At 37.7% G+C, this 12,167-nt stretch carries 8 protein-coding genes and 1 pseudogene; 7 read left to right on the top strand and 2 right to left on the bottom strand.

Going from position 1 to position 12,167, the window contains the following annotated elements:
* Positions 1–91: 91 nt before the first annotated feature.
* Positions 92–1,918, bottom strand: coding sequence for an alpha/beta fold hydrolase (locus RBB48_RS11090; protein ID WP_306007638.1), 1,827 nt, complete (start codon positions 1,916–1,918; stop codon positions 92–94).
* A gap of 59 nt (positions 1,919–1,977) precedes the next feature.
* Positions 1,978–2,562, bottom strand: a complete 585-nt coding sequence (locus RBB48_RS11085; RefSeq protein ID WP_060749950.1) for a TetR/AcrR family transcriptional regulator — start codon at positions 2,560–2,562, stop codon at positions 1,978–1,980.
* Positions 2,563–3,234: 672 nt separating this feature from the next.
* Between RBB48_RS11085 and RBB48_RS11080 the strand changes: the two genes are divergently transcribed.
* The 7 genes and pseudogenes from RBB48_RS11080 (at position 3,235) to RBB48_RS11055 (ending at position 12,158) form a co-directional block, all read left to right on the top strand.
* Positions 3,235–4,404, top strand: coding sequence for a serine hydrolase domain-containing protein (locus tag RBB48_RS11080; RefSeq protein ID WP_087984249.1), 1,170 nt, complete (start codon positions 3,235–3,237; stop codon positions 4,402–4,404).
* 910 nt (positions 4,405–5,314) lie between these two features.
* Positions 5,315–6,481, top strand: coding sequence for a serine hydrolase domain-containing protein (locus tag RBB48_RS11075; RefSeq protein WP_060486496.1), 1,167 nt, complete (start codon positions 5,315–5,317; stop codon positions 6,479–6,481).
* A gap of 93 nt (positions 6,482–6,574) precedes the next feature.
* Positions 6,575–8,659: a serine hydrolase domain-containing protein gene (locus RBB48_RS11070; RefSeq protein ID WP_088063950.1), complete on the top strand. Its 2,085-nt coding sequence runs from the start codon at positions 6,575–6,577 to the stop codon at positions 8,657–8,659.
* Between the two features lie 222 nt (positions 8,660–8,881).
* A pseudogene (locus tag RBB48_RS31665) lies at positions 8,882–9,058 on the top strand (S-layer homology domain-containing protein); the annotation flags it as partial.
* 966 nt (positions 9,059–10,024) lie between these two features.
* On the top strand, positions 10,025–10,645 hold the full coding sequence (locus tag RBB48_RS11065; RefSeq protein ID WP_060486498.1) for a DsbA family protein: 621 nt from the start codon (positions 10,025–10,027) through the stop codon (positions 10,643–10,645).
* A gap of 294 nt (positions 10,646–10,939) precedes the next feature.
* Positions 10,940–11,761 carry an MBL fold metallo-hydrolase gene (locus RBB48_RS11060; protein ID WP_306007637.1) on the top strand — a complete coding sequence of 274 codons (822 nt, stop codon included), beginning with the start codon at positions 10,940–10,942 and terminating at the stop codon, positions 11,759–11,761.
* 4 nt (positions 11,762–11,765) lie between these two features.
* On the top strand, positions 11,766–12,158 hold the full coding sequence (locus tag RBB48_RS11055) for a nuclear transport factor 2 family protein (protein ID WP_060486500.1): 393 nt from the start codon (positions 11,766–11,768) through the stop codon (positions 12,156–12,158).
* Positions 12,159–12,167: the final 9 nt, after the last annotated feature.

Genomic DNA, 12,167 nt, shown 5'->3' with positions numbered 1-12,167 from the left:
TTAAGTTCAGTTGAGTTCAGAAAACGAGCCCTTAAAAAAAGTCTGAATTTGTGTTGACAATCACACTCCATCAATACTATCAAAAGAACCTTTATACTGTTACAGCTTGAGAAATCCATTGAGCAGTTAGTTCAGGAGATTCAACAGGAAACTGATGACCGTACTGAATACGTGTAATATCCAAGTGTTCAAACTGCTTTGGGACATGATGATCCTTGTCCAAAGCTCCCCATAGTATCTTAATTTTCCTCTTATCCCATGTCTCGGGATTTAACTGGATGGATTTTGATATAGTTAAGCAAGACATGACCGTAGCGTTAGTTTTGCGTATACGGGGGGATTTTAAATCACGGACCACAGAATGAGCGTAATTACTCAATAACTGACTGGATGTTCTAAAGCTATTGGTTTGAAGTAGCTCTTTTTCCAAACGGGCGGGCTCCATATATTTTAGAACGAAACTTGTAATACGTCGAAATCTATATTTAGGTTGGATAGGATGCAGTACTGGCTGCAATAAAATGAGTTGTTTGATCAGTGAGGGCAGCCGTTCCATCACTTGAGCCGCAATCAATCCGCCAAATGAATGCCCCACTAATATAACGGGTCTGTTCAACTCAGTGATCATAGTGGAAATGCTCTCTACATAGCCTTCTATCACAGAAGGATTATGGTGATAAGGGGTACGCCCAAATCCAGGTAAATCTACGAACCAAGTATTTAAACCGCTTAAAAATTGTGAGAGGGGCAAAAGGGCATCGGCATTGCTGAACGTCCCATGAAGAAAAATAATAGGTGTTTCATTCCTATCTTTCTCTAGCGAAACTAAGTTAGCCCTTCTTCGTTGACTAAAATCTTTCTGCTCATTTTGATTCAGGCCTAAATGATTTAACCGATAATCCAAATCACTAATGATAAAAGGGAGCGTGGACGGAACTACGAATGAATTTCTGCCGTTCCTTTGTTCTATTTCTAATTTACTGTAAACAGGGAATTCCGACTTAACAAGAAAACTCATGGATTCTTTAGGAATACCAAGCATCTTATCAGCACCCATTCTAAGCACAGTGTTCAATAACGGAAGCGGTATAGTTCCTAACGGCTTTGTTGTCTGCAATTCGTGTGCCATGAGTTTGATGAAAGTTCGGATCGACGGACTTTCTTGCTTAGAATCTAAAAGATAGTAGGTATTGCTTGATAACCCTTCTGTGTTAACAAGTTTTGAAATAAACGAAGCCACATGGTCAATATGAACCATTGGTAACCAATAATCGTCGCCGCCTGGAACAAGCGGCATAAGATTTCGCCTTACGGCATCGACTAAGATACTAAGGCCTCCAATCTGTTCTGTTTTCCCTGAGAAGGAGTCTCCGACGATTACACTAGGATTAACAGTAGATAAGGGAATGCTCATGTTATGAAGAGATTTTCGTATATAAGAGTCGGCTAAAAACTTCATTTTTTCATAAGGCGGTTGATTGTCCAGCAAATGATCTAGATCCAACAATGCATTTTGTTCATGATAGGGACTCATAAAGCCTGCGACATGGATAAAATGCTTTAATTCTTTTTCAGCGTGGATATCCTGTGCTAGCCGAACAAGGGATTTTGCAGGGGTGAGGAAAGACTGTTCAGCTTCAATGAGGCTCAACTCAATATTCATTGGACCTCCTGCGTGAATAATTAGATCAGTTGCAAGTAATTGTTTGTAGCTGTCATCACTTAAACCTAATCGAGGCTGCGTTAGATCACCGATAACAGGAACAATGTTGTTCTGTTGATCGGGTGCCAGTTGATTGATGATGGTAAGAAGACGATTTTTTTGACGTACAAGTACATAAATCTGATGCTGAGAAGCTAACTCAGCGATTAAATGACGTCCAATATAACCAGTTCCGCCAGTCATGAAGATATTCATAATAAAAACACTCCTTTATTATTTTATAGGACTAAATAGTACTAATGTATCTAAAAATATTACTTTAGCATGGAAGCTAAAGTAGGAAATAAATTTTTGATCATATCTTGGTTGTTAGAAGCTTGAGCCAAGAAGAGAGCACCCTCAATAGAGGAGACAATCAACATAGCTGTTTGTTTAACGGGCAGCTCTTTCTTTAGTTCTTGTCGTGCAATCCCTTGGGCTAAAATCAATTCAACACCATGCAGCTGTTTTTCAAAAAAACTCTTGATTCTATCTCTAATTTCAACCGCGTCAATAGGCGTCTGTGTATACAGAGTCAGGAAAGGACAACCGCCAAGGTAGTTATTTTGTTCAATAGTATCGCTTAAAATGTGGAGTACCGCTTCTAATTTCTCTTGAACGGTGAGCTCAGTTTGAGACACAATATAATTAATTCGCTGTTCGTAATGTGCTATCAACTGATTAACAATAGCGAGCAGCAGCTCCTCCTTGCTCTTAAAATAATAATAAATGTTCGTTTTTGAAACTTTGCTATGTGCGACTATGTCGTCCATGCTTGTTGCTAGAAAACCTTTAGTAAGAAACAATGTAAAAGCGGATTGCAGAGCAATATCTTTATTAGTAAGTGTATTTTTTTTCATATTAGTACTATACAGTACTATAAATGGAGAGTCAAGGGAATGATTGATGAAATGCATAGGGGTTCGACCGCACATCCATCAACTTAAGAAAAGTAAACATCCCAAAAACAAAAAAATGAGCTACCTTCTCAAAGTAACTACCTGTAGAGAAAGAAAAAGTTCATTTAGTGGGTACTTCAAAACCTTAGCTTGATTGCGATGGGGTCACCATATCAAAAAAAAGAAAATTGTGCGTTTAGACATATTTTTCAACCGCTTCCTGTACGTTAAGGGACTCGTTATTTTTTTTACAGTTTTTTATTATGAAATTCTAAATAACTAATTATAATAGGTGAAAAAAACGATCAATAGTTGGGGGACGGAAAGGATTCGAATTTACATTCTTTCTCAATACATATTATGGATAAATAAAGTAAAATATGGGTTGGGGTTATGTCTCATGTTGTGTTAATCCTAACAATAACTAAGGGTACATAATATGCTTTCATACCTTTGAATGATTTTGTTATAGGAGGGATGGAGATTTAAATGGCTCAAATTGTTGGTATTGATAGATACCTTTGTACTGGGGCTTTAATCTATATGCGTGAGGGCCTTTCCCTAAGTCTTGTCAGGAAGTAAGGAACAGTAAGCAAACACTGATATAATATGAATAGAGAAGAGGAATGCCTTATGAAAATACGTAGTCAAATTACATGTGCAAGTCTGGCCCTTTTAATAGCTGGAAGTTCCCTGTTATATACAACACCAACCTCAATTGTAAAAGCAGAGCCCACTCAAAATGTATCTAGTTCGTTACAAACAAATACTCAACGAGATCGTACTTCCGTCAAGCAAGCAATGCGGGATACATTGCAACTTGGATACCCGGGGATACTTGCTAAAACTTCTGAGGGTGGAAAAACGTGGGGTTATGCCGCTGGGATAGCGGATCTGAGAACCAAGAAACCAATGAAAACAGATTTTCGCTTTCGCATTGGCAGTGTGACGAAGACGTTCACCGCAACAGTTGTACTTCAATTAGCTGGAGAGAACCGCCTGAATCTAGACGACTCCATCGAAAAATGGTTGCCTGGTGTCATTCAAGGAAATGGATATGATGGTAACAAGATTACTATCCGGCATATATTGAACCATACAAGTGGTATCGCTGAATACTCAAGGTCAAAAGACGCTGATTTTACGGATACAAAAAAATCGTATACGGCTAAAGAGTTAGTGAAGATGGGGATTTCTTTGCCCCCAGACTTTGACCCAGGAGAGGGCTGGTCTTATTCAAACACAGGATACGTATTACTGGGTATTCTTATTGAAAAAGTAACCAGAAACAGCTATGCGGAAGAGATTGAAAATCGGATTATTGAACCACTTGAATTGTCGAATACATTCCTACCTGGCAATTCAAGCGTTATTCCAGGCACTAACCATGCCCGTGGATATGACCAACCAGACGGAGCAAGTGAGCTAAAAGACGTTACTTATTATAACCCAAGTGCAGGTAGCTCTGCTGGAGATATGATTTCTACTGCTGACGACTTAAACAAATTCTTCTCTTACTTGCTCGGTGGTAAATTACTGAAAGAACAACAACTAAAACAAATGCTTACTACAGTTCCTACAGGAAGAGAAGGAATCGATGGATATGGTCTTGGAATCTATGAAACTAAGCTTCCAAGCGGTGTCTCGATATGGGGACACACAGGTGGCATTCTAGGGTTTACTACTCTTGTTGGAGGTACACTTGGAGGCAAGCATACGTTGGTTGTCAATTGGAATAGTTTGGGTAGAACTGACAGTCCTAATCCTTTTAAAAATATTTTACTTGCTGAATTTAGCAAGTAGGAAAAAAGGAAAAATTTACTGTAGTTTTCATAGTTAAAAATATACTTTTCTGGTTCAAAAGCCCCACCTTATTTTCGAGAAAAATTTGGGGCTTTTTTTGTTTTGGTGGCGTTTATTCTCCTTAAGTTGATGGATGTGGGGTAGCACCACATTACTATCAAGCTAAGGTTTTAATATATCTCCTAAATGAACATTTTCTTTTTCTACAGGTAGTTACTTTGAGAAGGTAGCTTATTTTTTCGTTTTGAGGGCGTTTATTTTTCTTAAGCTGATGGATATGGAGTATCCGCCCTAAGTTTTAAATAAATTTTGGCTTAAAAACAAGTGATTTTAACAACGTTAGGAGTGTTTCATGCAGCACAATGTCATTTGTGTTGTATTGCAAGAAAAAAATTACATTAGAAAAGAGCCAGAATTCATCCTGTTAAGGGTAAATCGACTCTTGATATTTAAAAGGATGGTAAAAAGAAACATAGAAGTAAAAAAAACTGTGTTTCTTTTTGATTAATATATTTACTGAACTTTACGGCACAGATGCTCCTTCTATCCTATTATAAAAGCGATTTTGAAAGTAAGTAATTTGTAAGAAATGGGTAAGAAAAAAGAAATTTTCATTGTGTATGATAAAAATATAAAGAAGCGTGAAAGGCGGAACAGATATGACTTATATATGAAAAACAGACCAGTAACAAGACTGTTTCAAGGAAAAGAAGTAATTTATGTGGTTAACATATATGTGGAAAAAGAGGGATTTACCCAGGACAGAATGGCGTTTGTAAAAATAATAAATATGAAGATGATTACGAATTCAATGTTGACCTTTTTTCATTGGTGGAGATGGTAGCTGTGTGGTTAATACGAAATAGCAAGAAACCACCTATACAATATGAATAGAGGAGAGGGATGCCCTATGAAAACATGTAGTCAAATTACATGTGCAAGTCTGGCCCTTTTAATAGCTGGAAGTTCTCTGTTATACACAACGCCAACCTTAATTGTAAAAGCAGAACCTACTCAAAGTGTATCTAGTTCGGTACAAACAAGTACTCAACGAGATCGTAATTCTGTCAAGCAAGCAGTGCGGGATACATTGCAACTTGGATTCCCGGGGATACTTGCTAAAACTTCTGAGGGTGGAAAAACATGGAGTTATGCCGCTGGGGTAGCGAATCTGAGCAGCAAGAAACCAATGAAAACAGATTTTCGCTTTCGCATTGGTAGCGTGACGAAGACGTTCACGGCAACAGTTGTACTTCAATTAGCCGAAGAGAACCGCTTGAATCTAGACGACTCTATTGAAAAATGGTTGCCTGGTGTCATTCAAGGAAACGGATATGATGATAAACAGATTACTATCCGGCAAGTATTGAACCACACAAGTGGTATCGCTGAATACACAAGGTCAAAAAGTTTTAATCTTATGGATACAAAAAAATCGTATAGGGCTGAAGAATTAGTAAAGATGGGGATTTCGATGCCCCCAGATTTTGCTCCAGGAAAGAGCTGGTCTTATTCAAATACAGGATACGTATTACTAGGGATCCTTATTGAAACAGTAACCGGGAACAGCTATGCGGAAGAGATTGAAAATCGGATAATTGAACCGCTTGAATTATCGAATACATTCTTACCTGGCAATTCAAGCGTGATTCCAGGAACCAAGCATGCCCGTGGATATATCCAACTAGACGGAGCAAGTGAGCCAAAAGATGTTACGTATTATAACCCAAGTATGGGGAGCTCGGCTGGAGATATGATTTCTACTGCTGATGATTTAAACAAATTCTTCTCTTACTTACTTGGAGGTAAATTAATAAAAGAACAGCAACTAAAACAAATGCTTACTACAGTTCCAACAGGAGAAGCTGCACTTGGCAGATATGGTCTTGGAATCTATGAAACTAAGCTTCCAAACGGTGTCTCAATATGGGGACACGGAGGTAGCATTCCAGGGTTTGTTACTTTTGCTGGAGGTACACTTGGAGGCAAGCATACATTAGCTGTCAATTTGAACAGCCTTAATGCTGATAGTCCTGATCCTTTTAAAAATATTTTACTTGCTGAATTTAGCAAGTAGGCCAAAAGGAAGAACGGATAAATTTTATCATATTTTCATAGTTAAACAAACAAATGATGAAATTGATCACTTATCTAAGGAGGCAATTCCCTCATGAAAAATAAACTAACTGGTGTATTAGCCGCTACATTAGCGCTAACTATGATTCTACCAACAGGGGCGAAAGCATTTTCTGATAGTAAGACTACAGTTGTATCTAACGTAGAAGTAGCTAGCCAAGAGCTGAAGAAGATTGCAGCAGAGAAGGCTGCGCTACTCACGAAGTCCCATGGGACGACTAGCGTGCAGTATGCGCTAATTGATAATGGCAAGCTTACTTTGTCGGGGCAGGCTGGAAAGAACGATATGGAAGGGGAACAGCCACTAACCAAAGATACTCTATACGGGATTGGTTCAGTCAGTAAAATGTATGCAACAGCGGCTGTAATGAAATTGGTCGACGAAGGAAAAGTCGATTTGGATGCTCCTGTGGTTAACTATGTTCCTGATTTTAAGATGAAAGATGGGCGGTACAAACGCATTACCCCGCGTATGTTGTTGAATCACTCCTCCGGCTTGCAAGGTTCCACGTTAAGTAATGCATTTTTATTTAACGATAATGATACCTATTCCCATGATTTCTTGTTGCAGCAATTGTCCAACCAGAGCCTGAAAGCAGACCCTGGCGCGTTCTCGGTATACTGCAACGATGGTTTTACGCTGGCCGAAATTTTGGTGGAAAGAGTCAGCGGTATGAGCTTTACCGAATTTCTACATCAACGGTTTACAGAACCCTTAAAGATGAATCATACAAAAACGCCGCAGGACAAATGGAGAGACGAAAAGCGGGCTGGACTTTATTTTCCGGCGTACCAAGGGCAGCTTCCAATTGAATCGGTGAATGTGATTGGTACGGGAGGGGTCTCTTCCACGGCAGAAGATATGGTACGATTCTCACAATTATTTATGGGACAGGGAAAAGGGATCCTCTCTGATAAGGTAGTCAAGGCGATGGAGCAAGAGGAATATAAAAAAGGAATGTGGCCGGGGGATGGAGATAATATTTTTAACTATGGTCTTGGCTGGGATAGTGTGAAACTATACCCATTCAGTGAATATGGGATAAAAGGCTTGGCGAAGGGCGGCGACACGGCACTGCAACATGCTATACTGGTCGTGCTTCCGGAACAGAAAATGGCAGCGGCTGTGTTGTCATCCGGTGGACGAAGCTCTACAAATCAACTGCTGGCAACTGAATTGCTGCTCGCCGTGCTTAAAGAGAAGGGGACAATTAAGAACATCAAGCCGAACAAATCTTTTGGCAAGCCGGTCAAGGTCAAGATGCCTCAAGACGTGGCAAAGAAAGCGGGCTTTTATGGCAATAGCGAAACTCATTTCAAAATTGAAATTACGAAGAATGGAGAACTGTTCTTACCATCTAATCGAGAAGAAAAATATGTATATACTGTGGATGGAAGCTTTATTAATGAGAAGGGTACTTCTAAGCTCAACTTTGTCACCGAGAAGAATGGAAGAACTTATTTGAGGGAGAGCACATATAAATCGACACCAGACTTAGGGCAAGGTGCGATGACTCACTATTTAGCCGAGAAACTAGAAGACAATGTGCTATCGAAGAAAACCGCTGCCGCATGGGCGAAGCGGGAAGGTGTCAAGTTCTATCTCGTGAATGAGAAATTTAGTTCTATTGAATATCTCGTACAACCGAAACTTATTACCACACAAATTATTCGTAAGGAAGGCCTGGCGGGCTATTGGGAGGGCAGAAAAATTACAGGTCCGAACACCGCGGCGCATCAGCTCCAGATCCCCGTGATGAATGGCCGTGATACGACGGAAACGCATTTCTATACAGAAGGCGGCAATGAATATATGGAAATGGCCGGGTTGTTATACGTAAGTGGAAACAACGTAAAACCACTTGATGCTGGCCAATCATCCAAAGTTACTCTGCAAGCAAATGGGCATGCTAAATGGTTTACGATCCCGCAAGCGGCAGCAGGAAAAAGGATGACCGTGACATTGCCATCGAAGGGTGCGTTCGCGGTGTATGATGAGAATGGAGTATGTGTCAACTTTACCATCGTGAGCGGCAATAACAAAGTAAAACTGCCGAAGAATGGAACGGTTGTAATTGCTGGGGCACCGAACTCAGAATTTGCAATTACGTTGAACTAGCTACAATTCAAAATGGACTTCAACAAAACCAGTACGACATAGGAACGTTGTTTTGCTGGTTTTGTTTGTATTTACGTATTATCTTTAAGAAGAGAATTTCAAAGAATAATATCACGCTCAAACTCTGCAAAAACAGCTATCAAACCAATTTAGGGCAATCATCATTTGCTCCATTAATCTTCTTGATGTAAATACGTTCGCAGCCGGTATTATGATGTACAAGCCCTATACGATACAGGAATTATCCGAGGTGTTTCAGCTACTAAGTTTACGCCATATGGCACACTCACACGTCAACAGGCAGCACTTATGTTAGAACGAACTCTAGAATATCTAGGTGTAGAAAAAGAGTCAAATATAGGGCCCTACCACATCGCTATCAAGCTAAGAAAAGCATAAATCCCCAAATAATAAAATTGAGATCCCCAGAGTAAAAATCATTGTTTTTGGGTAGCATAAAACCTTAGTATGTTAGCGATGTGATGCTAACCCAAATTTGAACCCTATTCCTCAATGAATCAAACAATTTAACATGGTAAAAGTATATTTGGATGAGAGTCCAATACTTACTATTGAAATTGTGATGGTTCACATTGAAAGAAGGCACTTTAGGGTGTCTTTTCTTTATGAAAAAAATTCCCGCACAATGTACAGGGATAAAAAATTATAAGTCATGGTGGGACAGTTCCTGTTTTAGTTAATCAGGTAGTTTCTATTAAAGGTAAAAACAAAATGTAATGCTTTGAAAAAAAACATGTACTAGAACTGGTACTCTGTCGGTAAGCCATGAAAGAGGTACTTATATTATTTGTTTTGTAAATTATCTTGAATTTGTTGTTCCATATTTACTAGTGATGTTTTTAGGGAATTACTAAGCTTTTTAACAAATTTAAGAACAAGAAGTCAGTTTTTAATAATAGAATTCTAAAAGCGTTAGGGTAGAAATTTATTGTTTTTGTTAAAAAAGAATTGACTTCTACTATAGTTGTAACTAATATGGTTACATAAGGTTGTAATTGAGTTAGTTACAACTTATGGATATTTAAAGTGAAAATAAGGTTTATATATTTAATTAAGGATGGTAGTCCACATATTATCGCCCGGTGTAGAAAGTTACTAACATATTTAAATCAAGATATATTCCGAATTTTAGTATCTTCTATTTTGGAGCAATGATGTGCAGCGCTATCTTTCATTAGAAATCTTATCTAATCTTTTTGGGAAAGGTTAGTTTTGAAAAATATAGTAAGGTAACTCAAAAAAGAACAAGATATAAAAAAGATGTACTTATATAAACCAAAAAGTTAGCTGAGAATTTTAAGTGATAGCTGGACTGGTTAATAAAAATAAAGGTAGGGGATTTAAATGAAGACGAAACAAGATAATCTTATATACGTATGGGACGCATATTGTGGATGGTGCTATGGATTTTCAGAAAGTATTAAAGGATTTTACAAAGAACACACTGAAATGCCGTTAACAGTTTTATGTGGAGGATTATTTTTAGATGATTTACCAATAAAAAATTTCTCATATATAGAAGAGGGGAATAAAAGAATTAATCAACTTACAGGTGCAGAATTTGGTCCTTCATATCAAAAATTGGTGGAAGAAGGGACTTTTAAAATGAATTCGAAAGATGCTGCAATTGGCTTTTCAGCTTTACGCTCATTAGCACCAGACCGTTTGTTAGAATTCACTGCGGCTATGCAAAAAGCGTTTTATTATGAGGGCCAAAGTCTGAGTGATCCTGAAACATATCGTAAGATTGCAATCGAGCATGGTTTGGACCCTGAACAAGTACTAGAACGTTTAAACGCTCAAGAAACAATAATAGATGTCCAAAACGATTTCAATAAAGTGCGACAGCTTGGTGTTAATAGTTATCCTTCATTACTTTTACAAAAGGATAATCAAATTATCCCTATTGGTGGTGGGGTAATGACGCCGGATAAAATTGAAGCGCGTTTTAAAAATTTATATTAATGAATTTTAAGTTACAGTATATAACATTTAACGTTTTAAAAAAGGCTAGAAGTGGATGGACTTAAACCTTTTTATAACAGTCATAGTTTCAACTTATTTTTAAAAAGAGTCCAATTTTAATGTTTCTATTGACTATAGTAGCAAACATGTTAGCTTACACCAACCGACATTCATCTCTCGCCTATTTGCTGGTGCTATCACACTTTCAGGTAAATTGAAGAGGGAGCTTCTGTCGGAACAAGATAAAAATATGTTAACTAGAAAATAACTTTAACAAAAGGAGAATAACATTCTATGTTTAAAACAATTGATACAAATCAAAAAGATGTGAAATTGACGGTGTTTAGTTCAGACGAAAAAAGTTTTATGGTCACTGCAACCTTAGTTGAGAAAGCGGGACATGCATTTTTAATAAACTCAAAATTTACTCAATCTGATTCGAAAGAAATTGTTGAGTATCTGAAAAAAAACGACTTATCTTTAGATAAAATCTTTATTATTCATGGGGATCCTGATTACTACTTTGGATTAGAAGTTATTAAGGCTACTTACCCAGAAGCTATAGCGTATGCTACAGAGTCTACTGTTGAACATATTGTTCATTCTGTCTTAGGTAAATTAAAAGTTTGGAAAGGTGCCCTAGGAGAAAACGCACCAAGCAACGTAGTATTACCTCAAGTGTTTAAAGAAAAAACGATTGATTTTCAGGGGTTAACATTTGAACTAGTAGGCTTAGATCATTACAGAACTAGCTTATTTAATAAAGAGCTAAAAGTATTAATTGGTGGTATTGATGTATTTAACGAAATACATGTATTCTTAGCGGATACTAGCTCAAAAGCGGCTATGGAGGCATGGATTGAGAACTTGAAAGTATTACAAGCATTAAATGCTGACATAATTGTACCTAGCCATGGATCAATTGAAAAATCCTTAGATAATCAAGCGATTATTGCAACTATGGATTACCTAAGAACTGCGGTTCAAGCTTCTGAGGAAAGTAAAACTTCAAAAGATTTTGTAGCGACACTTGAAGCAGCATATCCAGACTATGCAAATAAAGGTGTATTAGAATTAAGTGCAAAAGTTGTAACAAAAGAAATGCCTTGGGGTTAATGCTATGAATAAATATCAAAAACTATTACATGAAACGTATGTGTTAACTGGCGAGGGGAAAATGGATGCTTTCAAAACGTATTTAAGTGAAAATGTATCTTGGACAGAAGCTGCTGGGTTTCCATATGCGGGCACTTATACAGGTCCTGATGCAGTAGTGAAAAATGTACATGAACGTCTTGGCACGGAATGGGATAACTATAACGCTAAAGATGAAATTTATGCTTTTAATAACAATACTGTTATCGTGTATGGAAAATATAGTGGAACATATAAAGTAACAGGGAAATCATTCATAGCAGATTTCTGTCATCTTTATGAGTTTGATGAGAACGATAAGGTTAAGAAGTTTATTCAAATTGTGGACAGTGCAACTGTTAATGAGGTATTAAGTTAGAGTTATTAG

The organism is Bacillus sp. MMSF_3353 (assembly GCF_030733445.1).
Classification (GTDB): Bacteria; Bacillota; Bacilli; order Bacillales; family Bacillaceae_G; genus Bacillus_A; species Bacillus_A wiedmannii.
This window is presented reverse-complemented; position numbering and strand designations above follow the sequence as displayed.

Bases quoted from the DNA above. Each gene is read 5' to 3' on its own strand.
- RBB48_RS11090 (WP_306007638.1), bottom strand. From the start codon at position 1,918: ATGAATATCTTCATGACTGGCGGAACTGGTTATATTGGACGTCATTTA.
- RBB48_RS11060 (WP_306007637.1), top strand. From the start codon at position 10,940: ATGTTTAAAACAATTGATACAAATCAAAAAGATGTGAAATTGACGGTG.
- RBB48_RS11080 (WP_087984249.1), top strand. From the start codon at position 3,235: ATGAAAATACGTAGTCAAATTACATGTGCAAGTCTGGCCCTTTTAATA.
- RBB48_RS11055 (WP_060486500.1), top strand. From the start codon at position 11,766: ATGAATAAATATCAAAAACTATTACATGAAACGTATGTGTTAACTGGC.
- RBB48_RS11075 (WP_060486496.1), top strand. From the start codon at position 5,315: ATGAAAACATGTAGTCAAATTACATGTGCAAGTCTGGCCCTTTTAATA.
- RBB48_RS11065 (WP_060486498.1), top strand. From the start codon at position 10,025: ATGAAGACGAAACAAGATAATCTTATATACGTATGGGACGCATATTGT.
- RBB48_RS11070 (WP_088063950.1), top strand. From the start codon at position 6,575: ATGAAAAATAAACTAACTGGTGTATTAGCCGCTACATTAGCGCTAACT.
- RBB48_RS11085 (WP_060749950.1), bottom strand. From the start codon at position 2,562: ATGAAAAAAAATACACTTACTAATAAAGATATTGCTCTGCAATCCGCT.